18 protein-coding genes and 1 pseudogene are annotated in these 26,254 nt (G+C 52.3%); 8 read left to right on the forward strand and 11 right to left on the reverse strand.

Annotated features, from left to right (window positions below; translation table 11 throughout):
• Positions 1-27 precede the first annotated feature (27 nt).
• Together FDX14_RS11255 and smpB are read right to left on the reverse strand one after the other, a co-directional pair.
• The gene (locus FDX14_RS11255) at positions 28-11,496 is read right to left on the reverse strand and encodes a BapA/Bap/LapF family large adhesin (protein WP_137349534.1); all 11,469 of its coding nucleotides are present in this window, start codon (positions 11,494-11,496) and stop codon (positions 28-30) included.
• Positions 11,497-12,064: 568 nt separating this feature from the next.
• Positions 12,065-12,547 (reverse strand): SsrA-binding protein SmpB, encoded by a 483-nt coding sequence (smpB, locus tag FDX14_RS11260; protein WP_043017973.1) that lies wholly within the window; start codon positions 12,545-12,547, stop codon positions 12,065-12,067.
• Positions 12,548-12,701: 154 nt separating this feature from the next.
• Between smpB and ratA the strand changes: the two genes are divergently transcribed.
• Entirely contained in the window at positions 12,702-13,145 is a 444-nt protein-coding gene (gene ratA / locus FDX14_RS11265) for a type II toxin-antitoxin system toxin RatA (RefSeq protein ID WP_038642770.1), read from the forward strand.
• Entirely contained in the window at positions 13,129-13,425 is a 297-nt protein-coding gene (locus FDX14_RS11270; protein ID WP_137349535.1) for an RnfH family protein, read from the forward strand. The genes ratA and FDX14_RS11270 overlap by 17 nt, the downstream gene beginning before the upstream one ends.
• 50 nt (positions 13,426-13,475) lie before the next feature.
• Here the strand turns inward: FDX14_RS11270 and bamE are convergent, their stop codons facing one another.
• From bamE to nadK, 3 genes are all read right to left on the reverse strand, one after another.
• On the reverse strand, positions 13,476-13,820 hold the full coding sequence (gene bamE / locus FDX14_RS11275) for an outer membrane protein assembly factor BamE (protein ID WP_003826401.1): 345 nt from the start codon (positions 13,818-13,820) through the stop codon (positions 13,476-13,478).
• A gap of 149 nt (positions 13,821-13,969) precedes the next feature.
• Positions 13,970-15,631, reverse strand: a complete 1,662-nt coding sequence (gene recN, locus FDX14_RS11280; protein WP_137349536.1) for a DNA repair protein RecN — start codon at positions 15,629-15,631, stop codon at positions 13,970-13,972.
• An 85-nt stretch (positions 15,632-15,716) separates the two neighbouring features.
• Entirely contained in the window at positions 15,717-16,595 is an 879-nt protein-coding gene (nadK, locus tag FDX14_RS11285) for an NAD(+) kinase (RefSeq protein ID WP_042313284.1), read from the reverse strand.
• A 122-nt stretch (positions 16,596-16,717) separates the two neighbouring features.
• On the opposite strand from nadK, the gene grpE reads away from it, so the two are divergent.
• A complete protein-coding gene (gene grpE / locus FDX14_RS11290) occupies positions 16,718-17,311 on the forward strand; it encodes a nucleotide exchange factor GrpE (RefSeq protein ID WP_038642760.1) in 594 nt (197 codons plus the stop codon).
• A 49-nt stretch (positions 17,312-17,360) separates the two neighbouring features.
• On the opposite strand, the gene FDX14_RS11295 is transcribed toward grpE, so the two are convergent.
• On the reverse strand, positions 17,361-18,650 hold the full coding sequence (locus FDX14_RS11295; protein ID WP_137349537.1) for an HlyC/CorC family transporter: 1,290 nt from the start codon (positions 18,648-18,650) through the stop codon (positions 17,361-17,363).
• An 18-nt stretch (positions 18,651-18,668) separates the two neighbouring features.
• A complete protein-coding gene (locus FDX14_RS11300) occupies positions 18,669-19,460 on the reverse strand; it encodes a cytochrome C assembly family protein (protein ID WP_042313291.1) in 792 nt (263 codons plus the stop codon).
• 166 nt (positions 19,461-19,626) lie between these two features.
• Here FDX14_RS11300 and ffh point away from each other — a divergent pair, with 166 nt between their 5' ends.
• The 5 genes from ffh to rplS all read left to right on the forward strand — a co-directional run bounded on the left by ffh (position 19,627) and on the right by rplS (position 23,254).
• Complete coding sequence (ffh, locus tag FDX14_RS11305; protein ID WP_006687321.1) at positions 19,627-20,988, forward strand: signal recognition particle protein; 1,362 nt, start codon at positions 19,627-19,629, stop codon at positions 20,986-20,988.
• Positions 20,989-21,239: 251 nt separating this feature from the next.
• On the forward strand, positions 21,240-21,488 hold the full coding sequence (gene rpsP / locus FDX14_RS11310; RefSeq protein WP_003031228.1) for a 30S ribosomal protein S16: 249 nt from the start codon (positions 21,240-21,242) through the stop codon (positions 21,486-21,488).
• 18 nt (positions 21,489-21,506) lie between these two features.
• Entirely contained in the window at positions 21,507-22,055 is a 549-nt protein-coding gene (rimM, locus tag FDX14_RS11315; RefSeq protein ID WP_003031230.1) for a ribosome maturation factor RimM, read from the forward strand.
• Positions 22,056-22,099: 44 nt separating this feature from the next.
• The gene (gene trmD / locus FDX14_RS11320; protein ID WP_137349538.1) at positions 22,100-22,867 is read left to right on the forward strand and encodes a tRNA (guanosine(37)-N1)-methyltransferase TrmD; all 768 of its coding nucleotides are present in this window, start codon (positions 22,100-22,102) and stop codon (positions 22,865-22,867) included.
• Positions 22,868-22,906: 39 nt separating this feature from the next.
• Positions 22,907-23,254, forward strand: coding sequence for a 50S ribosomal protein L19 (gene rplS, locus FDX14_RS11325; RefSeq protein ID WP_006687325.1), 348 nt, complete (start codon positions 22,907-22,909; stop codon positions 23,252-23,254).
• Positions 23,255-23,392: 138 nt separating this feature from the next.
• Here the strand turns inward: rplS and FDX14_RS11330 are convergent, their stop codons facing one another.
• The 4 genes and pseudogenes from FDX14_RS11330 to FDX14_RS11345 form a co-directional block, all read right to left on the reverse strand.
• Entirely contained in the window at positions 23,393-23,875 is a 483-nt protein-coding gene (locus FDX14_RS11330) for an OmpA family protein (protein ID WP_038642755.1), read from the reverse strand.
• Between the two features lie 12 nt (positions 23,876-23,887).
• Positions 23,888-25,111: a diguanylate cyclase DgcN/YfiN gene (dgcN, locus tag FDX14_RS11335; RefSeq protein ID WP_042313293.1), complete on the reverse strand. Its 1,224-nt coding sequence runs from the start codon at positions 25,109-25,111 to the stop codon at positions 23,888-23,890.
• A pseudogene (gene yfiR / locus FDX14_RS11340) lies at positions 25,104-25,623 on the reverse strand (regulatory sequestration protein YfiR). The gene dgcN and the pseudogene yfiR overlap by 8 nt, the downstream one beginning before the upstream one ends.
• Before the next feature lie 158 nt (positions 25,624-25,781).
• The gene (locus FDX14_RS11345) at positions 25,782-26,156 is read right to left on the reverse strand and encodes a DUF2799 domain-containing protein (protein WP_042313298.1); all 375 of its coding nucleotides are present in this window, start codon (positions 26,154-26,156) and stop codon (positions 25,782-25,784) included.
• Between the last annotated feature and the right edge of the window lie 98 nt (positions 26,157-26,254).

Below are 26,254 nucleotides of genomic sequence, written 5' to 3' on the forward strand. Positions count from 1 at the left end.
GCGTCGTGGCGCCCGGAGCTTTATGTATTAACCACCCGTGATGAGATGGTTGTTCTGTAGCAGTTCATTCAGCGTGGTGTTGACGTTCTCCAGGGTGATGAGGTTGGTGGATTGATAAGTTCCACCCGTACCATCGCGGTCGATGGCGATCACGGTGTTGGATCCGTTGGTGGTGACCTGCACGTAGTTCCCAAGCGTTGAGGCCTGATGGTTCCATCCGCTCAGCAGTTCGTGGATATCGATCTTGTCACCCTGGGCCATAGAGAAGTTGGTCCAGCTGTCGCTGTTGTTCCCTCCGGTTGCGTTGTTGGCATTAAGCAGGTGATAGATAAGCGTATCGCCGTAGACCGATCCGGTGATCACATCATGCTGTGAGGAGCTTGCCAGCTGCGGATTCATATTGATGGTCAGCGTGGCGGTGTCCGTATGTCCGTTTTGGTCATTAAGCGTATAGGTGAAGGTCTCTTTGGTGGTCATCGATGCCACGGTCGTACCCGGCTTCAGCGTGTAGGTGTATGAGCCATCCAGATTCATGGTCAGTGAACCATAATGGCCCTGAACGGTGGCGCTACTGGTACTGCTGGTCGGATTGAGCGTGGCGGTACTGCCGTTATAGCCATTGACGGTAAGCAGGGTATGGACGGTTGACAGCTGATCGTGGGCACCTGCCGCATCACTACCATCAAAAATATTGCCATTTACCGTGGTGGTGTTGACATCAAAGGTATTAAGGTGCCAGGTGGTGCCGGTGACGTTCGGCGTAATGCTGACGTTGCCCACGGCCAGCCCTCCCATCGTTCCTGTGAAGCTGACGCTGTAATGACCTGCGGTCAGTTCGGCATTCCCCAGCGAGACCGCGATTGAACTGCCTAACAGACTGATGGCGCTGGCAGGTACCGAACCTGAAAGTGTGTATCCGCCAGGGCCGGTTATCGTCCAGCTCACACCGAGCGTACCGACGGTGATTAGCGTGTTGATATCGAAGTTAAGCGTAGCGTTTTTCAGGACGTCATTTGTCGCGATGTCAAACGAACCTGTCGCGGTTGCCTTGCTCCCCAGTGTCGGAATTGTCGCTGTTCCCAGCGCGCCGCTGCCATATGCAGCCGAGTCCTGAACGGTATTTACCGCCATGATGCTGCTGACGTCATCGACGGCATTCAACGCCTGCGGGGTTGGCGTGATATTCAGTGAGGCGGTATCCGTATCACCATTCTGCGCGCGAACGGTATAGACGAAGCTGTCCGGGGATTTGATGCTGTCCGCACCAACGCCGTTTTTCAGGGTATAGGTGTAATTTCCTTTTGCATCAATGGATAACGTACCGTAGAGTCCGTTTATGGTGGTGCTTCCCGATGCCGGGACAGCCACGCCGTTGACTTCAGTGATCACCGCATCTGGCGGCACAATATCGTTAGTTAACACATTGCCGGTGGTATTGGCGGTAGTGCTATCTACGGCATAGGTATGATCCTGCGAGATATTGAGCGTGTAACCGGTGAGGGCGCTGATCCCGCTGGCGGTATTCAGTACAAACAGGTATTCACCGCCTGGCAGCGTTACCGTCAACGGCTGTGAATTGCCATTCAGCAGCAGGGTGTTGATCCAGCCTTTTTGCACCCGGTATTGTTCAAACTGCTGGATCGCATCATTGAAGCGGTAGATATAAAGATCGAACGTTGAGGCCAGCGTTACGCCGCCAACGGTCCCTTGAATGGTCATCGTACGGGTTGAGCCATCCTCTACATCAAAGATAATCGGATTGCTCATGTCATCAAGCAGGTTGGCGTTAAGTACGGTACCAACTCCGACGCTTAATACCGTCAGACCGCTTTGTACTGATGGCCCATTGTTGACATAGCTGACGCTGGTATCAAAGACCATGGCAGCATTGTTGTCGGCCGCAATAACGGTGGTGGCCGCCGGGGCTGGCCCCAGGTTGATCACCAGATGTGCCGAGCTGCTGTTGCTACCCTGTGTGATGGTATAGGTGAAGCTCTCTTTTTGACCGTAAACCGCGGCGCTGGTGTTAGTTAATTTGTAGCTGTAGCTGCCGTCCTGGTTGATGTGCAGGGTGCCGTACTGACCTGTGATATCGACCCCACCCGCGCTAACGACGGTGGTTTTCCCGCTGGCATCAGTGACTGATGTTAGTGTTGTTCCGGTTGGCGTAACGTCATCGGCCATCACGTTACCAGTATTGACGGTCGGCCCGCTGACAACGCCTGCGCTGGTCTGATGAACGTCTACGTCCAGGCTGGTATATGAACCTGTCGCCAGCAGGCTGGTGTTATACGTCAGCACGCGATACTGCCCGCCGGTCAGGCCGGTCAGATTCAGGGTGACGCCGCTACCAGTTAACGTCAGTAGATTTGCGAAGTCGCCATTTGCAGTGTTGATGAAGGTGCTCCAGGTGCCGAGAGTGGCATCAAAGCGCTGCACCACAATCTCCTGGGTACTGAGCAATGACAGAACAATGCCTGTCGCTGCCGCATCGATCGTAACATTGCCAGAACCGCCGGTGGCAATGGTGAACTGTACCTGTGCGGTGTCATTACCCAGAACGGAGGCGACATTCCCCAAAGCACCTACCAACAGCAGACCGTAGTCAGAGTAGCTTTGTGAGCTGGTGGTTGCGGTGGTCGTCAGAGCGAGGCTGGTGACGTTATCGTTAGCCGAGAGTGGGAGGATTGGGGCGGTAATGGAGAGCGACCCCGACGTATTGCCCGCCGCATCGGTTGCGGTTATGCCCAGCTTCTGCCCTTCAATTTGTTTGGTCGGCAAGGTCAATGACCAGGCGCCGTTGCTTCCTGCCGTCGTGGTGTAGGTACCCGCGCCAGGGATTGTCACCGTCACCGTGCTGTTTGCTTCTGCCTGACCTGTTAGCGAACCGCCATCCGCACTCAGTATGCCGGTTGGCGTATTGGGAGCCAGTGTGTCGACCACCACCGTGGCGGGACCTGATGCGGCTCCTGTGCCGTTCGCGTTGGTTGCGGTCGCGGTAAAGGCGTGCGAGCCCTCGGTCAAATTGCTGTCAGGCGTGAAGGACCAGACGCCGCTGGCGTTAGCCGTTGTGAAGCCAAGCAGCGCCCCGTTGTTGTAAATATTGATGACGGCATTGGCCTGTGCCGTTCCGTTTAGCGTAGGTAAGGCATCGTTGGTTACCTGACCATTGGCGATAATCCCGGTATAAATGCCGAAATCATCTACAACACTGACGATGGTTGGGGCATCGGGTACGCGGGTATCCGGGGCAGTGAACCCGGCAGAAACACCGGTATTACCCGCTTTATCCTGAGCAAATGCCAGCAGCGCCTGGCCGCTGGTTTGTGCCGGGGAAAGCGCCACCACAAAGCTGCCGGCACCATCCGCAGTGGCGGTTCCCAGTACGGTTCCTGTACTGGATGTAATGGTCACGGTGCTCCCTGCTTCAGCTGTACCGGTGACGCGGTTTCCGGTGGCATTGATAGTCAGGCCTGTCGGCGCGCCGGGCGCAAGGGTATCCACTACAATCGACGAGCCAGGAGAGGTGGGGCTCACGTTACCCGCCGTATCAGTGGCATTAACCGTATAAGCATGCGTGCCCTGGCTCAACGCTGAGGTGGGAGTCCAGGTCCAGTTTCCGCTGGCGTTCGCCGTTACGGAGGCCACCAGCGCGCCGTTGTCAAAGATATTGACCGTGCTGTTGGCTTCCGCCGTGCCGTTGAGCGTGGGGAGGGTATCATTGGTGGACTGACCATTACCCACTGCACCAGTGATGTTAGGCACATCATCAATAATGCTGACAATAACTGGCACGCCTGGCGCGGTGGTATCAACGACTATCACAAAACTGTTGGTCGCCGGGCTGTTATTACCCGCCGCATCGGTGGCGGTGACGGTTAGCGTGTGCGAGCCTTCGCTGAGCGGGGTTCCCGGCGTGAAGCTCCAGACGCCACCTGCTCCAGCCGTGGTTGTTCCCAACAAGGTGTTGCCGTCATAAACACTTACCGTACTTCCCACCTCAGCAGTCCCGTTCAGTGTTGGCCGGCTGTCATTACTGATCTGACCGTTATTCAGGTTGCCGAATACACCGCCAGCAACGTCATCCACGACGGTAGTCAGGATTGGCGTAGCGGGGGCCGATGTGTCGACAGTCAGCGTAAAACCGCCTGTTGGTTGGCTGGCGTTGCCTGCGGCATCTGTAGCGACAGCGGTAATGGTATGTGTACCGCTTCCCAACGTGGAGGTGGTGACGCTCCAGGTACCGTTGGCTAATACGGTGGTGGTTCCCAGGACGGTATTATTCTCATACAGGGTGATTGTGGCTCCGGCCTCCGCTGTTCCGCTAAACGTCGGCGTTGGATCGTTGGTGCTTTGTCCGTTAGTAATCGCCCCGGTGCCAGGGGGCATATCATCGGTCACCAGGGTAATAACCGGTAGCAATGGCGCGGTGGTATCCACCACGAATGTGAAGCTGTCCGATGCAGGACTCACATTACCCGCCGCATCGATGGCCGTTACGGTGATGACATGATTTCCCGTGGCCATTGCAGGCGCTGTTGGTTGCGTAGGCGTATAGCTCCAGTTACCGCTGCTGTTAGCGGTTATCTCCGTTAACAAAGAGCCGTTGTCAAAGATACGGATTATGGCGTTGGGTTCGCTGGTACCGCTGAATGTCGGGCGGGCATCATCAGTAATTTGTCCATTGCTGAGATTGCCGGTGAGTGGCCCTTGATCGTCAAAGACGGTGGTTATGACAGGTGCAACGGGGGCGGTGGTATCAATAGTGAATGAGCGAACATCTGATGCAGGCCCGGTATTTCCCGCGGTATCTGTTGCCTTCGCGGTAAGATTCCATGTGCCCGCAGCAAGCGCATTTGTTGGTGTAAAGCTCCAGTTGCCGCTGGCCTGGACGAGGGCGGTGCCCACGAGAGAAGCGCCGTTATAAATAGATATCGTCGAGCCTGCTTCACCGGTTCCGGTAATTGTCGGCCTTGTCTCGTTGGTGCTTCCACCATTCGGTACGACGCCTATCACGGGGGCCGTATTATCCGCGATGCTGGTAATGACTGGCGCTACAGGTGGAGTGGCGTCAACATTCAGCGTAAATCCACCGGACAGGGCGCTGGTGTTGCCGGCTGGGTCAGTCGCGCTGAGGGTAAAGGTATGGTTACCATTAGTGAGTGGCGTTCCAGGCGTGAAGCTCCACGACCCGGTTCCATCAACAATGGCTGTGCCAATCGGTGTTGTTCCGCCATCCAGCCAGATATTAATTGTAGCTCCGATTTCTCCGCGACCGTTGAGCGTCGGAGTCGCGTCGTTGGTGAGTTGACCGCTGACCAGATTGCCGGTTAAACCGGGCTGATCGTCTACCACGGAAGTGAGCGTTGGTACGGCGGGGGGCGTCACATCCACGACGATATTCCACCCAGAGGAGGCTGCGCTGGTGTTACCTGCCGGGTCGGTGGCGCTGACGGTCAGGGTGTGGCTGCCTTCCGTTAGCGCGCTGTCAACCGTCCAGGACCAGGCTCCTCCTGCACCTACTACGGTCGTACCAAGGAGTACGCCGTTATCAAAGATATTAATTGTCGCACCGGTTTCGCCCGTACCGTTCAGCACGGGCTGGCGATCGTCAGTTACCTGGCCTGGTAAGACGGAAACGTTCGGTAGGTTGTTATCGTCAATCACCGATGTAATTGTCGGGACGGTGGGCGCTTGTGCGTCAATGGTCAGGGTGAAATCGCCCGAAATAGCCCCGGTATTACCTGCACTATCCGTTGCGCGGGCGGTGAACACATGCTGGCTGTTACTGAGATTACTTCCCGGCGTGAAGCTCCAGCTACCGTTTTGAGCGACGGTGGTAGTGCCGATCGCATTGCCATTATCAAAGATGGTTATAGTGGCACCTGCTTCGCCGGTACCGTTGAGCGTGGGGCGCGCATCGTTTGTTAGCGCGGCGTTAGCCAGTGAGCCGGTGTAGCCGGGAACGTCATCCGTCGCGTTGACAATCACCGGCTGGAGCGGTGCGGTTAAATCTACCGTTATTGCAACGGGGGCGGACAGACCGCCCTTGCCGTTACCGTTGGTGGCCTGAACGGTAAAATCGTAGTTCCCTTCGCCCGGCAGGGTGGGAACCGCAAATGTCCAATTGCCGCTGGTATCAACGATGGCCTGGCCAGCGCTGGTGCTGTTAATAAAGACTTCGACCGTCGACCCCACTTCCGTTGTGCCACGAAGCGTGGGGGTGGTGTCGTCTGTTCTACCGCCAGCAGTGAGAATATTTCCCTGTACGCTACCGACATCGTCGTCAATCGCGGTAATGAACGGCACATCAGGCAGACCGCTGTCAGAGGCGGGAAAGGTCGCATTGGGGCTTTCGTTACCCGCGCGATCAATTGCTTTCGCCGTGAGTTCACCGCCGTTGGTCTGGGCCGGGCTTAAGGTGACGGTGAATTCGCCGGTGCCGTTGGCGGTAGCAGTTCCGAGCAATTTCCCTGATCCATCACGGATTTCAATGGTGCTCAGAGGATCGGCCATACCAGAGACCCGGGAGCCATCCTCTGTGATCACCTGAATGACAGGGGCTGGCGGCGGTGTAATATCTACGGTGATATTAATGGCCGGCGTTTGAACCGTCGTGTTTCCGGCTCCGTCATCTGCACTGAAGGTCAGCGCGTGAGGATCTTCTGAAAGTGCAGGCGTGGTGAAGGTCCATTTTCCATCAATAACGTTTGCGGTCCCTATAACTGTGCCATTGTCATAAATCGTTATTGTGCTGCCCGTCTCTCCGGTGCCGTTGATGGTTAACGTCTGGTCGTTAGTGAAGGAGCCATCGCTCAGAGTGCCAGTGACCGGGTTGACGTTATCAAGGATTTCCGTCACTACCGGTGCCTGCAGAGGAATGGTATCAACGGTAAAGGTAAAGCTGTTCGATGTCCCGCTGGGATTACCGGCGGCGTCTTTTGCGCTGGCGGTCAGGGTATAGGTACCATCGAGCAGGGCGCTGGTAATGGGGAATTCCCAGTTGCCAGAACTGTCGACGGTGGCCACGCCCAGAACGGTAGCGCCATTGAATACAGTAATAATACTGCCAGCTTCACCCGTACCATGAATAACCGGCGTATTGTCATCGGTGGTGGCGCCGCTGTTAAAGTTGGCATTGGGCGTGTTGTCATCATCCGTCGCAAATCCGATGGTAGGATTGCCTGGTGCTGTTGTGTCAATGGTTAGGGTGACGGGATCCGACGGATCGCTGGTATTGCCCGCAATGTCGGTTTCAGTTGTGGTGATGACGTAAGTCGTGTCTGGGTCTAATGGGCTCGGGGTAAAAGTCCAGCTCCCGTTATCACCTACCGTTGTTTGACCAATTTCGCTGCCGTTATTGTAGATAGTGATAGTGCTACCCGGTTCTCCCTTCCCGCTGAAGGTGGGCGTGGTGTCATTGGTTGTGCCACCACTGGCAACGTTTCCGACAACGGGTAGAACGTTATCGGTGATTAGCGGTACGTCAGGTTTCGCAGGTGGAATGGTATCAATTGTGATCGAGTAGACGCCGGATACCGGGCTGACGTTGCCTGCCGCATCGGTAGCCGTCGCGGTGATGACGTTTAACCCTTCAGATAAGTTGGCGGTTGGCTGGTAGGTCCATTTCCCTTGTGCATTGACCTTTACCGTGTCCACCTCAGTGCCATTATTATAGAGCGTAACCGTGGCGCCTGGCTCGCCGGTACCGCTCAGAAGCGGAGTTTCCTGGTTCGTTGTGCTGCCATTAGCCAGAACGACATTTTCGGTACCCACAACAATGGTTGCTGACAGGATTTGTGGTGCATTTGGCGCATTTGTATCGACCTGTAGCGTGAAGCTGGTGGATTTCGGGCCTTCATTGCCCGCCGGATCGCTGGCGGTTGCCGTCAGAACATGTGTGCCGTCACCCAGTACCACTGGCGGCGTGAATTGCCAGTTTCCATCCGTGCCAACCTTTGTTTCACCAATCGGCTTGCCATTGTCATAAATGGTGATGGTGTCGCCAGCGGTGCCACTACCGGTTAACTGTGGCTGAGAAGAGTTGGTCGGTTGACTGGTATCGATAGGATTTTTATCAGGATCAAGGATCGCAGAAAATCCCGGGGCGAGAGGTGCCGTGCTGTCAATGGTAATGGTGAACCCTGCGGAGAGAGGTGTCGTGTTTCCATTGCTGTCGCTGGCTGTCACTGTAAATTCATATTTATTATCGGGCAACGTTTGCGGCGGGGTGTAGCTCCATATTCCGCTAGTATCGACGGTAATATCTGCAATCAGTTGCCCGTCACGCATCAGATGAACTATTGAGCCGGGTTCGCCGGTTCCGTTGATGGTTGGCGTGTTATCATTGGTCAGACCGTTATTGGCGATGGAACCGACAATGCCCGGTTTGTCATCCGTTACATGGGTAATGGCAGGCATTTGCGGTGACTGCGTATCAACAATCAGTTCAAATGCGGTCGCCGGGCTGGCGTTGCCTTTGGTATCTGTAGCGACAGCCGTAAGCTGGTGTTTCCCTTCACCGAGGTCGGTCTGAGGGGTGAAGCTCCAGCTACCGTCAGGCTGCATTACGGCCACACCTAGAGATACCCCGTTATCAAATATCTCTACCGTTGAGCCAGCTTCTGCTGTGCCGCTCAGCGTCGGACGGTTGTCGTTGGTTGTTTGTCCACTGGTGAGTGGCCCGGTATCGTCTGCGACATCATCAAATACCTGCAAAATAATGGGCTTATCGGGGGCGGTAATATCCGGCGCTACCGCCGTTTGCGCCGGGCTTTCATTTTTAGCGCTGTCAGTGGCGGTGACGCTGACGGTTTCGCCATTCGTCTGCGCAGGTGAAAGCGGTACGCTAAAGTTGCCATCGCTTCCCGTTTTTCCAGTACCGATGGTGCTGCCGTCCGGTGCGGTAATGGTTATTGTACTGCCTGGTTCAGCCGTCCCCGTTACGCTGGTGCCTTCCGGGCTCACTTTCACATTTTCTGGTGCGAGTGGTGCGCTCGTATCCGGTGCGAGCACGGTAGACGGTAGACTCTCATTTTGTGCAGCGTCTTTGGCTGTTGCCGTCAACGCTTCGCCATTGGTTTGTGGTGAATTTAGCGGGGCGATGAATTGCCCGCTGCCGTTGGCGATCCCGGTACCCAGTACGTTACCCGCGACGTCTTTGATGATAACCGTAGAACCGGGTTCCGCCTGACCACTAACGGATTCACCGTCGGCAGCGACAGTTAGTCCGGAAGGGGAGGCTGGTGGCGAAATATCCGGTACTTTCAGGCTCTCTACAGGACCCGTATTTGAGGCTCTATCAGTGACCGAAATGGTCAGCGTTTCACCATTGGTTTTGGCGGGATTAATGCCTATTGAGAATGAGCCGTCATTACCTGCCTTACCGCTTCCCAAAACATTTCCCTGACTGTCTTTAATCACCACCGTGCTGCCTGCTTCGGTGGAGCCTGTCAGCGTGGTTCCCTGATTAATGACTTCCAAATCTTCCAGCACCGGAGGTTGGGTGTCGATATCAACCGCAAAGCTGATGGACTGTCCGCTGGTGCCGAAGCTATTTGTCGCCGTTGCGGTAAAAAGATGATCGCCATCAGGAAGTGGTTGAGAGGGCGTAAAGCTCCACTTCCCATCGTTGTCAGCAATCACCGGCGAGATTGTTGGCATTGGCACGCCATTGTCATTAATTGTGATAACACTTCCCGGTTCAGCAGTGCCGCTGATGGTCGGGCGATTGTCATCTGTAGCATCGCCGTTTTTCAGAGCACCGGTCACGCTCCCAATGTCATCTGACACGGTGATGATGATCGGTTGAGAAGGATATTGAGAGTTTGATGCAGTAAATTGGCCTGCCGGTCCGTTATTACCTACCTCATCACGGATACGTGTTTCCAGCGTTTCGCCATGCGTTTTCGCTGGATTCAGCGTAATACTGAATAAGCCATCCTGGCCTACTACAGCTGAACCGAGGAGATTGTTATCGGCATCATAGATGGAGACGGTACTGCCGATTTCAGCATGACCTGTTACGGTGGTGCCATCCACGGAGACTGAGTCAACCACCGCAGCAGGTGGGGGAGTCGTATCAACAATAATCGTTGGGGTTGTCGTTATTTCGCTGACGTTTCCTGCTTTATCCGTCTGTTGGATCGTGAACGTATGTGCGCCGTCGCTTAACGCTGTTGTCGGGGTGAAGCTCCACTGGCCGCTGGCATCAACGACAGTCGTCCCCAGAATGATGTTCCCTTCACGGATGGTAATGGTATTTCCTGCTTCACCTTTACCGGATAGGGTTGGTTTTGCTTCATCAGTGTGTGCGTTATTGATGAGTAGACCAGTAATGTAACCTGTTTTATCCGTTAGGGCTTCAAGTACAGGGGCTTCTGGGGTGTGAGTATCAATGTTGAGTGTGAATTGGGTAGATTCTCCGCTGCTGCCTTTAAGGTTGGTAGCAATGGCTGTAAAGCTGTGTTCACCATCTGCCAGCGGTGTGGCAATAGCAAAGCTCCATTTTCCATTCGATCCCACCACGGCGGTACCTGTCTCTTTGCCATCAACATAAATATGGATAGTTGAGCCGGGGGTGCCGGTTCCCTGTAGCGTCGGGGTATTGTCATTGGTAAATTGCTTGTTAGCGACAGTCCCGGTTTCCGGTGTCTGATCGTCTATAGCAGCAGAAAATACCGGTGTGGCAGGCAGAGGAATATCGGGCGCGTTAACGCTCGCGGCGGGGCTGGTATTACCTGCCGCATCGGTTGCGGTAACGGTCAGGTGTTCTCCGCTGAGTTTAGGGGGATTAAGATCGATCGCAAATTTGCCGTCACTGTCTGCTTTACCCTGACCAACAATGTTGCCCTGCGCATCTTTAATGATGACTGTACTGCCCGGTTCTGCCTGCCCGGTCAACGACTTGCCATCAGGGGAGACCACCAGTGCAGTTGGGGATGTTGGTGGAGTGGTATCTCCGCTATTATTACCGCCTGGATTAGTGCCACCATCTGGATTTGTTCCAACGCCAGGATCCGTACTACCACCGGGATTACCATTGCCTGAGCCGTTGTCGTTATTGTGATGTCCGCCACCGCCGCCAGAAGAGGCTATAGCTGCAATCCCACCTGCGGCAACGACCCCGCCGAGAACCCAGGGCCAGACTGCGCCACCGTCATGACTGCCTTCGGCCGTCATCAGCGGAGTGAGATCGTCCAGGTGCTGAAAATGGAAAGCGCCATCCGTATCCTGAACCCACCACAGCGCGCCATTGCTGTCTTCCAGAACCAGCTGGTTTTGCGCATCACCTTTTCCGACGTAAAAATTTTTAATGGTGATGGTTTCACCTGAACGGAGTGTGACAACCAGATCCTGATTAACGCGAGTCAACTGGCTGACCTCCTCACGCGAAACGGAAAGTTTCACAATAGAAGGTGAGTTGAGCGTAATTTCAGAGGCTTCAACATTGGTAGAAACACCAGTCAACTTCGATACAACGGCGAGTAGACGCATATGTTCACTCCTGATGGCAGGTCGGGAGTATTAATCCGCAACGGCGTGCCGGGAAAATGAGCAGACAGGTGCCTCGTTCATCATAATGATGAACTTGCACATGTAATTTCATGGATGAGATTTACAGATATCAGTTTCTGAACAAATAAAGTCGTAGTCTGAGCACCAAAAATAGTTCTTTCGTATTAGATGATATAGTCAGAAAGAAACTTTTCTGCAATGTCCAGATATTAAAAATATATGATGACATTTTTCATCGAAATGAGTTAAACGTTTCGATAAATAGGCTTTATTTATAACTTGCTGTAATCATTGATTTTATTATTTATTGTTAATAATAAACAACAGTAATAATAATGCTATTTCGTAGAGTGGAAAATATAGGGCGGGAGTACTTGAAGTTTTATTCTATTAGGCTACTCCTTGACTGCGGATTGGAGGTTGTATTTTTAGCTGAACGATTCAGCAATGGAATCTATAATTACTATGAATGTATAATGCGACTTTCAATAACTAAAAAATAAAGGCCAGTCATCATGGTGATAGACTGGCCACAAAGAAAAGAAGGTTATCGCCCGGCATTTTTCATAATACGTGCTTTATCCACCTGCCATTCACGTTCTTTCACATCGGAGCGCTTGTCGTGTTGTTTCTTACCTTTTGCGACGCCGATTTTCACTTTACACCAGGCGTTCTTCCAGTACAGCGAAAGTGCTACCACGGTATAACCATCCCGATTCATGCGACCATACAAAGAGTCGAGTTCGCGCTGGTTTAACAGTAGTTTACGGGTACGGGTGGGATCGCATACCACGTGTGTTGAAGCAACGGCCATCGGTGTGAAGTTGGCGCCAAACAGGAACGCTTCGCCGTCTTTGAGTATAACGTAGCTATCGCCGATGTTGGCTTTACCTGCGCGCAAGGATTTGACTTCCCAGCCCTGCAGAGCGAGTCCTGCTTCGAACTCTTCTTCGATAAAGTATTCGTGTCGTGCGCGTTTGTTAAGCGCGATTGTGGCTGAGCCAGGTTTGTGTGCTTTTTTCTTCGTCATAATGCCGCTCAGTATAGGTAATCTGGAATCGAAAAACACCCCATTTCATCCAGCGGGGCGCAAGGCGCTATCTTAGCACGAGTTGGGCTATAGCGTTTTTTTTAGCGAGTGATAAATGGTATTATTTGTGTGATTGATATTGATGGAAATTGTTATGCCTCAGATTAGCCGGACCGCTTTAGTACCTTACAGTGCGGAGCAGATGTATCAGTTAGTGAATGATGTTAAATCCTATCCCCAGTTTTTACCGGGGTGCACCGGTAGCCGCGTACTGGAGTCGACTCCGGGACAAATGACGGCCGCTGTGGACGTCTCTAAAGCAGGGATTAGCAAAACGTTCACCACGCGTAACCAACTGACCAGTAATCAGAGCATCCTGATGCATCTGGTCGATGGACCGTTTAAAAAACTGATTGGCGGCTGGAAATTTACGCCGTTAAGCCAGGACGCGTGCCGCATTGAGTTTCATCTCGATTTTGAGTTCACGAATAAACTCATCGAGCTGGCGTTTGGCCGCATCTTTAAAGAGCTGGCTTCGAATATGGTGCAGGCTTTCACCGTTCGCGCGAAAGAGGTTTACAGTGTCAGCGTCGGCTAAAATTGTCGTTGAAGTGGCATACGCGCTGCCTGAAAAACAGTATTTACAGCGCGTAACGCTGCGGCAGGGCGCTACGGTGGAAGAGGCTATCCGCGCTTCCGGGTTGCTGGAATTACGTAATGATATCGATCTCAGCAAAAATAAAGTGGGCATCTACAGCCGTCCGGTAAAGCTTGCTGATGTTCTGCATGACGGCGATCGGGTGGAAATTTATCGGCCGTTGATTGCCGATCCCAAAGAGCTGCGCAGGCAGCGAGCAGAGAAATCCGCTAAAAAATAACAGACAATAAAAAAGGTGCTCATTGAGCACCTTTTTTTGATCTCTCAAACCTACTTGTTGTCGGTCAGGGCAGGTTTGTTATCAATGTTGGTCAATACGCCGCTGCTGTTAAAGGTCAGCGTCAGCGTTTGCTGAGTTACGCCTTCATGTCCAGGTTGCTGACGGAACACATAGAACCAGGTGTTAGTGCCAAAAGGATCGGACATCATCGGGGTACCCAGAGCATAAGCAACCTGCTGTTGCGTCATGCCTGTACGCACTTTGGCGACATCGGTCGGTGTCAGATAATTTCCCTGGTTGATGTCAGGGCGGTAAACCACTCGCTCCAGAGTGGAACAGCCTGCAGTCAACATCAGTAGTACTGCTGCAGCAGCAGTCAGCGTTTTACAGCGCATAGTGATTTGATTCCTTTTCGGGCCCGAGCAGTACGCGGCTCATATGTAATATGCCGATGATAATAGACCTTTCACCACTTTAAAACCTTTTGCTGTCGGGTCGGTCGGCGATTTTATGTTGAACTCAGACCTTCACAAGGGAAAAAAGTTTATGCTGCCAGCAGTTCTTTTGCGTTTGCGAGGGTATTGCGTGTGACTTCGCTTCCGCCAAGTAAGCGGGCTAACTCCTGCAGACGTGCGCGTTTATCAAGCGGCTGCATGTGTGTTTCCGTCATTGCGCCGTCAGTTTCTTTGCTGACATAGAAATGTTGATGACCACAACCAGCAACCTGCGGCAGGTGCGTTACGCACATTACCTGGGTTGATTCTCCCAACTGCCGCAGCATTTTGCCCACGACCGCTGCCGTCGGGCCGCTGATGCCGACATCAACCTCATCGAAAATCAGCGCCGGGGTTTCCATTTTACGTGCGGTAATAACCTGAATAGCCAGAGCGATGCGTGACAGCTCGCCGCCGGAAGCAACTTTCGCGATCGGTTGTAACGGCTGACCAGGGTTAGTGGTAACTTTAAACTCCACGCGGTCGGCACCGTCTGCGCTCAGATGATGCTCCTCAAATTTTACATCAATGCAAAAGAGACCATGCGGCATCGAAAGGGTATGCATACTCTCGGTAATGAGTTGCCCCAGTTCCTGGGCGTAATGCTGGCGCTGTTGGTGCAACCTTTTTGCTGTTTCCAGCGCCTGCTGATGGTGATTGTTCACCGCCAGGGTTAAGGTTTCGAGCGAGTCGGCCTGATCGTCAAGTTGCTGCTGTTCATCTAACAAAGACTGATAGAACTGCGGCAGCGCTTCCGGAGAGACGTGATGCTTACGTGCCAACGAGATTTGCTTTGAAATACGCTGCTCAAGTTCGAACAAACGGTTAGGGTCTAAATCCAGACGATCGCAATAGTGGCGCAGTTCATCGCTGGCTTCGCTGAGCTGAATGGTTGCCTCTTCCAGCATATCGAGGATACCGGAAAGTTTGCCGTCCATGCCTGCCAGTTCGGTGACCAGGTGCTTTGCGGTGTACAGCTGGCTCTGCAGATTGATGTCTTCGCCATCCGCGAGGATAGCCAGCGCCTGCTGGCTGGTGGTGAGCAATTGCCCGCTGTTAGCCAGACGCTTGTACTCTTCATCAATTTGCTCAAACTCGCCCGGCTGTGGGTTGAATTCGTTCAATTCTTTTAGCTGATATTGCAATAGTTCCGCCCGTGCTGCGCGCTCCTGGCTTTGTTGCTGATGATGCGCCAGATCGCGGCAGCTTTGGTGCCATAGCTGATAGCGCGCGGTCATTTCCTGGGTCAGGGACGCTTCATTGGCGTAACCATCAAGCAGGAATTTTTGGTGTTCGGATTTTGTCAGAAGCTGGTGTGCGTGCTGGCCGTGGATTTGAATCAGCAACTGGCCCAGCTCACGAAGCTGTGATAGCGGAACGGCGGTACCGTTAATAAAGCCACGGGAGCGGCCGTCGCTGCTGATAACGCGACGCAGCAAGCACTCACGGCCATCTTCAAGCTGGTTCTCTTCCAGCCAGCGCAGGGCTGCTGGGGTGTCTTTTAAGGCGAAACGGGCACAGAGGTCGGCTCGCGCAGCGCCTGCGCGCACCATGTCGGCTTCTGCGCGCCCGCCCAGGCACAAACCGAGAGCATCAATGGCAATGGACTTACCCGCACCTGTCTCACCGGTGATGACGGTCATGCCGTTCTGGAAATCGATCTCAAGTTCACGAACGATAGCAAAATTGCTGATGGTCAGTTGTGCCAACATAGCTGTTTTCCTGTATGAAAAACCATAACTGTAATTACATACAGTATAAACTGGTTTTTTATACAGTAAAGAGGTTGGCGTTAAATTAGAATAATTTTTTTGACCAGCCCAGCTTGGTACTTAATGTATTGAAATAGCTGTAATCTTTTGGATGTATCAGGTTCAGATGATAATCACAGCGGCGGATCAATACGTCTTCACCTTCCTGTATCGGCAGGGCGATTTGGCTGTCGCAGCTGATCTCCAGATCGCTACGGCGATGAGAAAAGCGCAGGCGAATTGTGCTGCTACTGTTGATCACCAGCGGGCGCGCAGAAAGCGTATGCGGGAACATCGGCACCAGCGTAATGGCATCCAGGGAAGGCGTCAGAATTGGGCCTCCGGCAGAGAGCGAGTAGGCGGTAGAGCCGGTAGGCGTAGAGATAATTAGCCCGTCGGAACGCTGAGAGAAGGCAAAGATTTCATCGATATACACTTCGAACTCAATCATATGCGCCACTTTGCCTGGATGCAGCACCACTTCGTTGATCGCGGTGCTGATGCGCTTTTGGCAATCCTGTTGGCATACCTGGGCTTCGAGTAAAAAGCGTTTTTCGCTGATGTAGTGGCCTTCCAGTACGTCAGCTAACTGTTGGTGGGCATTGTCTGGATCAAGGTCGGTGAGGAAACCGAGGTTACCGCGGTTAATTCCGATAACCTTGATGTCATAACGTGCCAGGGTGCGCGCAGCGCCCAGCATATTGCCGTCGCCGCCGACGACTACGGCGAGGTCTGCCTGCTGGCCAATCTCCGCGAGCGTACCGGTTTTCACATTTTTCAGCTGTAGCTCGTGCGCGATTTGTTGCTCCACGATAACCTCATAACCTTTGGCGCACAGCCAGCGGTAGAGCATTTCATGTGTTGTCAGTGCAGTGGGGTGACGTGGATGCCCCACAATGCCAATACACTTGAAATGATTGTTCATTTTCTCGAGGTCCTTGTAACGAAGATTAGTGACAATGTGAGTACTTCCCTTGAAACCCTGAATCTTATCCCCATAATAATCCAGGTTAGCGAGATGAATGCGAAAAAAACGCGGAGAAATTCATGAGTAGTAAAGAACAGAAAACGCCTGAGGGGCAAGCCCCGGAAGAAATTATCATGGATCAGCACGAAGAAGTTGAGGCGGTTGAACCAGACGCTTCTGCTGAGCAGGTGGATCCGCGCGATGAAAAAATTGCGAATCTGGAAGCTCAGCTTGCTGAAGCCGAAACTCGCGAGCGCGACAGCGTGTTGCGTATCAAAGCGGAAATGGAAAACCTGCGTCGTCGTACCGAACTGGATGTAGAAAAAGCGCATAAATTTGCGCTGGAAAAATTCGTCAACGAGCTGCTGCCGGTGCTGGACAGTCTGGATCGTGCGCTGGAAGTGGCGGACAAAGACAATGATGCGATGGCACCAATGATTGAAGGTATTGAGCTGACGCGTAAGTCAATGCTGGATGTGGTGGCGAAGTTTGGTGTGCAGGTGGTTGCGGATATAGATGTGCCGATGGACCCTAACGTGCATCAGGCCATTGCAATGGTAGAGTCTGACGACGTTGCCGCCGGTAATGTGCTGATGGTAATGCAGAAAGGCTATACCCTGAACGGACGTACCATCCGTGCGGCGATGGTCTCCGTGGCGAAAGCCAAAGGCTAATCAGCCCTGGGCCGGGTAATGCTGATGCGCTACCCGGCCCGGACTATGCTCACTGGTCCGCTACACTCTCGCGCAGTGGTGTAACCGGCAACACCTGTACCTGTTTAATCATATTGTCCTGCACGTCGAGAATATCGATATCGTACTGCCCAATACGCACTCGTGTGCCAGCTACCGGGATCTCTTCCAGCGCTTCAAGAATAATACCGTTCACGGTACGTGCGTCATCCTCCGGCAGGTGCCAGTTAAACGCCTTATTGATTTCACGAACGTTGGCGCTGCCGTCAATGATCACTGAGCCATCATTCTGCGGCGTCACCTCTTCAGCAAGCGTCGGTGACATTGATGTGGTGAAATCGCCGACAATCTCTTCCAGAATATCTTCGACCGTGACCAGCCCCTGAATATCGCCATATTCATTGACCACCAGACCCACTTTCTTCTTATTGCGCTGAAATTTAATGAGCTGGGTGCTGAGGGGCGTACCTTCCGGGACGTAATAAATTTCGTCGGCCGCGCGTAACATGGTCTCTTTGGTGAACTCTTTTTTCTCCGCCATTAATCGCCAGGCTTCGCGTACGCGCAGCATACTGATGGCATCGTCGAGTGAGTCGCGGTACAGCACAATGCGACCGTGAGGGGAGTGCGAAAGCTGGCGCACGATTGATTTCCAGTCGTCGTTAATATCAATGCCGATGATTTCACTGCGCGGCACCATGATGTCATCGACGCTGACTTTTTCCAGATCCAGCACGGACAGCAACATATCCTGATTACGACGTGAGATTTGGGAGCGCGATTCATTGACCAGCGTTCGCAGTTCATCTTTACTCAGCGAACCGCTCACCACGATATCTGTTTTGATACCCATCATGCGCATCAGCAGGCGGGTAATGGTATTAAGCAACCACACCAGCGGCATCATGATGATTTGTAGGGGAGCCAGCAAAAAACTGCTCGGGTAGGCGACTTTTTCTGGATACAGCGCGGCAATGGTCTTTGGCAGTACTTCGGCAAAAACCAGCACCACAAACGTCAGCACCCCGGTGGCGATGGCGACGCCGGCATCGCCATACAGGCGCATACCGACAATAGTGCCAAGCGCGGAGGCCAGAATATTCACCAGGTTATTACCGATCAGTACCAGACTTATCAGGCGATCCGGTTTGCGAAGTAACTTTTCAACGCGTTTTGCCTGACGATTACCCTGCTTGGCCCGATGCCGCAGACGATAGCGATTCAGGGTCATCATTCCGGTTTCAGAACCGGAAAAATAGGCGGAAATGACCACCATGATGAGAAGCGTGACAATGAGCGTGGTAGTGGAGATGTGTTCCACGTAGGGTTCCTTAAAGATTTAACTCACGAACTGCTGCAGTATACGGCTGCCGAAATAGGCCAGCGTCAGAATGACTGCGCCTGCGACGTTAAACCATACGACGCGACGTCCGCGCCAGCCTTCATGGTAATGCCCCCACAACAGAACGATATAGACAAACCATGCCACGATAGAAAGAACGGCTTTATCAATATTCTCAGTACTGAACAGGTTATGCATGTAAAACAGGCCAGTACACAGAGTGAGCGTCAGCAGAACCACACCGATCTGGGTGATATGAAACATTTTCCGCTCAATGCTCATCAGTGGCGGCATTTCATTGCTGAACGCCAGTTTTTTGTTTTTCAACTGATAGTCGATCCACGCCAGTTGTAACGCATACAGTGCGGCAATAATCAGCGTGGCGTAAGCAAACAGCGATAGCCCGATGTGAATCATCATGCCCGGTGTCGCTTCGAGATGGGTGATGAACTCGTTAGGCATAAACGTCGCGAACGCGAGGTTGATCAGCGCAAAGGCGTAGACAATGGGCAGTAATAGCCAGCCACGGTTGCGGGAAGCGACGATAGTCATTACCGTGCAGATCATCAGGCTAACCAGCGAGCCGACGTTCAACAGGCTCAGGTTTTGTCCGCTTTCACCGCCGGGCAGGATACGCGCTTCCAGGGCAATAGCATGGCTTACCAGCGCGACGACCGCAGACAGAATAGCCATACGCCGCCAGCCGCTGTTTTTTTGCAGCAGGGCGGGAATAATCAGCGCAAGGCTGACTGAGTAGGCGACAAGGGCGAGCAGAGCAAAAACGGGCATATTAGGTGTCGACAGTTGGCCAGTGATAAAGAAAAGCAGTATAGCGTTACGTGACCGCTGCTCCAACCGTTGCATAACAACAAAGGCGGCTTCATGTTATACTGCGACAAATTTCTGTTGATGTGTCGCTGTCGCGACCGACCGTTTCCACCCCAGGCGAGAGACAATGTTTGATAATTTAACCGATCGTTTGTCGCGCACGCTGCGCAATATCAGTGGCCGTGGACGCCTTACTGAAGACAACGTTAAAGAGACGCTGCGCGAAGTGCGCATGGCGCTGCTGGAGGCTGATGTAGCGCTGCCGGTAGTGCGTGAGTTTATCAATCGCGTAAAAGAGAAAGCGGTTGGTCATGAAGTTAACAAAAGCCTGACGCCGGGTCAGGAGTTCGTCAAGATTGTCCGTAACGAGCTGGTTGCAGCAATGGGCGAAGAAAACCAGACCCTGAATCTGGCTGCTCAGCCGCCTGCCGTCGTACTGATGGCGGGCTTGCAGGGTGCGGGTAAAACGACCAGCGTTGGTAAGCTGGGGAAATTCCTGCGTGAGAAGCACAAGAAGAAAGTGCTGGTGGTCTCCGCGGACGTTTATCGCCCGGCGGCGATTAAACAGCTGGAAACGCTGGCCGAGCAGGTCGGTGTAGACTTCTTCCCGTCGGATGTCGGTCAAAAACCGGTCGATATCGTCAACGCCGCGCTGAAAGAAGCCAAACTCAAATTCTACGACGTGCTGCTGGTGGATACCGCCGGTCGTCTGCACGTTGACGAAGCGATGATGGACGAAATCAAACAGGTCCACGCTTCTATCAAGCCGGTAGAAACGCTGTTTGTTGTCGATGCGATGACCGGCCAGGATGCCGCGAATACCGCAAAAGCCTTTAACGAAGCGCTGCCGTTAACCGGCGTGGTGCTGACCAAAGTTGATGGTGATGCGCGGGGCGGTGCGGCGCTCTCTATTCGTCATATCACCGGCAAGCCGATTAAATTCCTCGGTGTCGGCGAGAAAACCGAAGCGCTGGAGCCTTTCCACCCGGATCGTATTGCTTCACGTATTCTCGGCATGGGCGACGTGCTGTCGCTGATCGAAGATATCGAAAGCAAAGTTGACCGCGCGCAGGCAGAGAAATTAGCCAGCAAGCTGAAAAAAGGCGACGGCTTCGATCTCAACGATTTCCTTGAGCAGCTCAAGCAGATGAAAAACATGGGCGGTATGGCAAGCCTGATGGGCAAACTGCCGGGCATGGGTCAGATCCCTGACAATGTGAAATCGCAGATGGACGATAAAGTGCTGGTGCGTATGGAAGCCATTATCAACTCGATGACGATGAAAGAGCGCGCTAAGCCGGAAATCATCAAAGGTTCCCGTAAACGCCGTATTGCTACCGGCTGCGGTATGCAGGTACAGGACGTTAACCGCCTTCTGAAACAGTTCGACGACATGCAGCGCATGATGAAGAAAATGAAGAAAGGCGGGATGGCGAAGATGATGCGGAGTATGAAGGGGATGATGCCGCCAGGCTTCCCGGGTCGCTAATTTCCCGGCCTGGCTCACTTGCTACTTCGGCACCGGGGTGTGCTCGCCATCCTCACGTACTGTGTGTACGCTGCGGTGGCTGCGCGCACGCCGGCACCGAACTCGCTGCGCCGCCGACGGCCTTCTACAGCAGAGTTATTAACTGTTGATTGCTTTTTTCCCAGAAATCAGTAAAATTTTCGGGCTTTTAATATGACACCGGGTCCCTTCCCTCGATGGGGCCCGGTGTTTTATTCACACAAGAGGATGTTATGGTTACTATTCGTTTAGCTCGTCACGGCGCTAAAAAGCGTCCGTTCTACCAGGTTGTTGTCACCGACAGCCGTAATGCACGCAACGGTCGCTTCATCGAGCGCGTTGGCTTCTTTAACCCAATCGCTAGCGAAAAAGAAGAAGGCACTCGCCTGGATCTGGATCGCATCGCTCACTGGGTTGGCCAGGGCGCGACTATTTCTGATCGCGTAGCTACGCTGATCAAAGCAGCAAACAAAGCAGCTTAATCTGTCACGGTGGTCATGATGAGCAAGCAACTCGCCGCGCAGGCTCCTGTGGAACCCATCGTTTTGGGGAAAATGGGGTCTTCTTACGGTATTCGTGGTTGGCTCAGAGTGTTTTCTTCCACTGAAGACGCCGAAAGCATTTTTGACTATCAGCCCTGGTTTATCCAGAAGGCGGGTCAGTGGCAGCAAGTACAGCTGGAAAGCTGGAAGCACCACAATCAGGATCTGATCATCAAGCTGAAAGGCGTTGACGATCGTGATTCGGCGAATCTACTGACCAATTGTGAAATTGTCGTGGATTCCTCGCAGTTGCCAGCGCTGGAAGATGGTTCCTACTACTGGAAAGACCTTATGGGCTGCCAGGTAGTGACCACCGAAGGCTACGATCTCGGTAAAGTCGTCGATATGATGGAAACCGGTTCGAATGACGTCATCGTCATCAAGGCAAACCTGAAAGATGCGTTTGGTATCAAGGAACGTCTTGTACCGTTCCTCGATGGGCAGGTTATCAAGAAAGTCGATCTCGCTACTCGTACTATCGAAGTAGATTGGGATCCTGGTTTTTAAACCACCGGATAAACGGTAAAAGTCGGCGTTATGGGGATTGGCTTGTGTTTATAGGTATCGTTAGCCTGTTTCCTGAAATGTTCCGCGCAATTACCGATTACGGGGTAACTGGCCGGGCAGTAAAAAATGGCCTGCTGAACGTCCAGAGCTGGAGTCCTCGAGACTTTACTCATGACCGGCACCGTACCGTGGACGATCGTCCTTACGGCGGCGGACCGGGGATGTTAATGATGGTGCAACCCTTACGGGACGCCATTCATGCAGCAAAAGCTGCGGCTGGTGAAGGCGCAAAGGTGATTTATCTGTCACCTCAGGGACGCAAGCTTGATCAAGCGGGCGTCAGCGAACTGGCCACGAATCAAAAGCTGATTCTGGTGTGTGGTCGCTATGAAGGTATCGATGAGCGCGTGATTCAAACCGAAATTGATGAAGAATGGTCAATCGGCGATTACGTCCTCAGTGGTGGTGAGTTACCGGCAATGACGCTGATCGACTCCGTTTCCCGGTTTATTCCGGGGGTTCTGGGTCATGAAGCATCAGCAATCGAAGATTCGTTTGCTGACGGGTTGCTGGACTGTCCACACTATACCCGACCTGAAGTGTTAGAGCAGATGGAAGTACCGGCAGTATTACTGTCGGGGAACCACGCTGAGATACGTCGCTGGCGTTTGAAACAGTCGCTGGGCCGGACCTGGCTTAGAAGACCTGAACTTCTGGAAAACCTGGCTCTGACTGAAGAGCAAGTAAGGTTGCTGGCGGAGTTCAAAAAGGAACACGCACAACAGCAACATAAACATGATGGGCAGGCGTAAGCCCCCAATATCAGTTTACCCAGGATAAGAGATTAAATTATGAGCAACATTATTAAGCAACTTGAACAAGAACAGATGAAGCAGGACGTACCTTCCTTCCGTCCGGGTGATACCGTGGAAGTGAAAGTATGGGTTGTTGAAGGTTCCAAAAAACGTCTGCAGGCATTTGAGGGCGTGGTTATCGCTATTCGTAGCCGCGGTCTGCACTCTGCATTCACTGTTCGTAAAATTTCCAACGGCGAGGGCGTTGAGCGTGTCTTCCAGACTCACTCTCCGGTAGTTGACAGCATTGCTGTTAAACGTCGTGGTGCTGTTCGTAAAGCTAAACTGTACTACCTGCGTGAGCGCACTGGTAAGTCTGCTCGTATCAAAGAGCGTCTTAACTAAGATTCGCGCAAGCGACATCCTGTTAGAAAAGGGCTGGCCGAAAGGCTGGCCCTTTTTTTATCGCGATATTTATTTATGGGAACAGACTGACTGCCGGGGGATTTTACATACTCTCTGGATACAGTCAGCCGGGGATGATTACGGTGTGGCGATCACTACCGCGACACGGCGGTTTTCAGCACGACCTTTTGAGGTCTGGTTACTGGCGATAGGGTATTTCTTCCCGAGTCCCTGGGTGGTCAGATTGGTACGGGGAATATTAGCGCCTTGTGCCCAGGCATCGGCCACGACATTTGCGCGTTTGAGCGACAGAGCTTCGTTGTAGCTGTCTTCGCCGTAGTTATCCGTATGACCGTCCAGACGTGCATGGTTTAGCCCGGTAGCAGCCAGTTTGGATGCCATTTCCTGAATCTGCTTTTCACTTTCCGGACGGAGCTTATAGTCGTTTTTATCAAACAGGATATTGTCAGAAAGGCCAAGAGACCAGTCTCCTGAAACTTCGCTAAATCCGTACGATTTCATAGCTGCAATTTGCTCTGGGGTAAATTTTCCCTGAGGTGCCTGACAGCCTGCCACGATCAGTAAAAGCAGAAAAAACGGTGAAAATAGACGTTTTAACATGTGTGTAATTCCTTATTTAATAATGCGTTCAGAACGCAAATGTTTGGCCTGATACATATTTTGATCGGCAAGTTCTTGTAATTTCTCGGCAGAGGCATGTTCCCACGTCAGCGCAAAGCCAATGCTGAGTGTCATGCTTGCCAGATGACCATTGTGCAGGTCAAAAGGTCGGTTAAACGCTTGCGACAGTGCGGCACAGATACGCTGAACTTCGTATTCTGAGTGAACGCTATACAGCACCATGGCAAACTCATCGCCGCCAAGCCTGTAGGGGTGATGTCGATCACCTCCAAACTCGGCCAGCCTTTTTGCAACTTCAATCAGGACACGGTCGCCCGCTGCGTGGCCCCAGGTATCGTTAATAAATTTAAAATTATCACCATCAAGGAATAGCAATGCAGAACTGCTGCGGGCAGCATCGTCGTTCATCAGGGCGTTAATGCTGCTGCGAAATGCGGCGCGATTTGCCAGTCCTGTCAGAGGATCATGTAACGCGGTACGCAAAAGCTGGGCGTTCTTTGCCTGCAACCGAAGTTGCCATTCCTCCATTTCGTCCAGTAGGCTATTGAAATCCTGGGCAAAAAGATGAAATTCTTCGATGCGTTCTTCTGAAACACGTCGTGAAAAGTTACGGTTGGTACGGACATCATGTACCACCTCGGTTATATTTTGCAGGGCTTCTACTACGCCATTGTGCAAATAGCGAGTGAGCATTAATGCAATGCCTGATGCCAGCAGAATGCATCCGGTAAGAACGGCCAGCGACAGATAAATGAAATGGCTGATCACGCTATCGCGTGCCGTCAGGCGCACTTCACCAATCACGCTGCCATTGTGCAAAATGGGCTGTGTGACCGGTTGCGGAAACAGCCAGTGGCTGATCAGACCGCTGATCTTTTCAGTGGTGTCCTGCGCGTCATAGCGCCAGGTGGCAATCACGTTCTGATTTTTATTACGCACTTCCGCTACGGAAAACTGCCCTTGTTGCCCTAGCGCCGCCAGTGTTTCTGTGGCCGCAACACTGTCAGAAAAGACTAATGCAGCTTCAAGTGTCCGAGTCATAGTGGCTGCGGTCAGGTCCAGGTTCTTTTGCGCATACTGTCTTAATGCCAGCACGGAGGAAATGCTAAGCAGCAGCCAGATCAACGTCATGGTGACCAGGACGCTGATTATGCTGATACGCCGTAATGTCCGCTTAAACGTCGGGCGTGTTATGGGAGAATGGCCCTTATCCATGCTTTTTATTCCGTGCAAGCATCAATACGTCTGGACTGACCCTTACGCCACTGCGTGAAAGGGAATCCATATTTACGGAAAATCTCACATCTTCATCTTTAATTATGAGGCAAAAGGCACTGCCAATAACGCATTCGGGATTCTGTTCAGCGATTAATAACAGTGCCTTTGTCGGATATTTATTCTTTAATTCCACCTGATAACCAGGGGATTCTTTTCCAAAATAAAAACCATCACACTGCGCAACTAATATTTCTTGTTCCGTACGAATGATGACGGGAAGATAGGGTAAAGCACCAGTACTGGTATCTACCAGTACACTGGAAAAACGCGATGAAGAGAAAATACACAGTTTTGGTGGCCCGGAAAGTGAAGGCCAGTGTGTATAACTGACGATGCCGGAAACCATCGCGCGTACAGATTTTGCTTCTTCCGTAACGCTCTGGGCGTACAGCGGTAATCCGGTCAGGAGGCAGTGCCAGTAGAAGTATGAGTCGGTAAGAATAGCTCATGAATAGTTACCTACCAGCGGTTGCCGTAAAGCGTCGAAATACACTCAAGATTGTTTGAGACAAAATAACATTATTTTCCTAAGTCGTCATTATTCCGGGTATAAAGCTATTGATAATTTAAGTTAAATCTTATGTGCTTATAAAATATAAGCTATTGTTTAATTTAATCTTATAGAGGCATTAGCTTCGTTTTCCCCTTTTTGCCAGGCGTTGTGTAACTGGTCAACATTTTCGACCGTATCGCAACTTGGGGGAAAGGTTTTCCCGGCCAGACCCCTGGCGTAAACAAAATCCTGCTGGCAGGTTTTACGTTGTCCCTCGGCGTAACCCTTAAGATATTCCGTACGATCGACTTCTGGATCATTGTAATTGTCGGCAAGAATTTCATTATCTTTAACCGCATAGCCTGAAATGGCATCGCGTATCCCGGCATCGTACCAGTCGGTTCCTGTCCAGGTAGGAGCGTGAGTGTAGGGATCTATCTGACAGCCGCTCAGAAGTAGTATCAATAAGGTGCTGATGAGTTGCTTCATTGCCTGTTCTCCCGCGTTTTTTTAAGCATAGTGGATCTGATATTGGGCGGGTGTAAATTTAAATATACATACAGATGGGCTTTATTTAGTACTTAATA

Source organism: Citrobacter sp. wls710 (assembly GCF_005281115.1).
GTDB lineage: Bacteria > Pseudomonadota > Gammaproteobacteria > Enterobacterales > Enterobacteriaceae > Citrobacter > Citrobacter werkmanii.

What these genes read in the sequence shown, in the direction of transcription:
- rimM (WP_003031230.1), top strand. Translation starts at nt 21,507, where the DNA reads ATGAGCAAGCAACTCGCCGCGCAGGCTCCTGTGGAACCCATCGTTTTG.
- FDX14_RS11255 (WP_137349534.1), bottom strand. Translation starts at nt 11,496, where the DNA reads ATGCGTCTACTCGCCGTTGTATCGAAGTTGACTGGTGTTTCTACCAAT.
- FDX14_RS11330 (WP_038642755.1), bottom strand. Translation starts at nt 23,875, where the DNA reads ATGTTAAAACGTCTATTTTCACCGTTTTTTCTGCTTTTACTGATCGTG.
- FDX14_RS11345 (WP_042313298.1), bottom strand. Translation starts at nt 26,156, where the DNA reads ATGAAGCAACTCATCAGCACCTTATTGATACTACTTCTGAGCGGCTGT.
- bamE (WP_003826401.1), bottom strand. Translation starts at nt 13,820, where the DNA reads ATGCGCTGTAAAACGCTGACTGCTGCTGCAGCAGTACTACTGATGTTG.
- smpB (WP_043017973.1), bottom strand. Translation starts at nt 12,547, where the DNA reads ATGACGAAGAAAAAAGCACACAAACCTGGCTCAGCCACAATCGCGCTT.
- ffh (WP_006687321.1), top strand. Translation starts at nt 19,627, where the DNA reads ATGTTTGATAATTTAACCGATCGTTTGTCGCGCACGCTGCGCAATATC.
- rplS (WP_006687325.1), top strand. Translation starts at nt 22,907, where the DNA reads ATGAGCAACATTATTAAGCAACTTGAACAAGAACAGATGAAGCAGGAC.
- nadK (WP_042313284.1), bottom strand. Translation starts at nt 16,595, where the DNA reads ATGAACAATCATTTCAAGTGTATTGGCATTGTGGGGCATCCACGTCAC.
- dgcN (WP_042313293.1), bottom strand. Translation starts at nt 25,111, where the DNA reads ATGGATAAGGGCCATTCTCCCATAACACGCCCGACGTTTAAGCGGACA.
- grpE (WP_038642760.1), top strand. Translation starts at nt 16,718, where the DNA reads ATGAGTAGTAAAGAACAGAAAACGCCTGAGGGGCAAGCCCCGGAAGAA.
- recN (WP_137349536.1), bottom strand. Translation starts at nt 15,631, where the DNA reads ATGTTGGCACAACTGACCATCAGCAATTTTGCTATCGTTCGTGAACTT.
- ratA (WP_038642770.1), top strand. Translation starts at nt 12,702, where the DNA reads ATGCCTCAGATTAGCCGGACCGCTTTAGTACCTTACAGTGCGGAGCAG.
- FDX14_RS11300 (WP_042313291.1), bottom strand. Translation starts at nt 19,460, where the DNA reads ATGCCCGTTTTTGCTCTGCTCGCCCTTGTCGCCTACTCAGTCAGCCTT.
- rpsP (WP_003031228.1), top strand. Translation starts at nt 21,240, where the DNA reads ATGGTTACTATTCGTTTAGCTCGTCACGGCGCTAAAAAGCGTCCGTTC.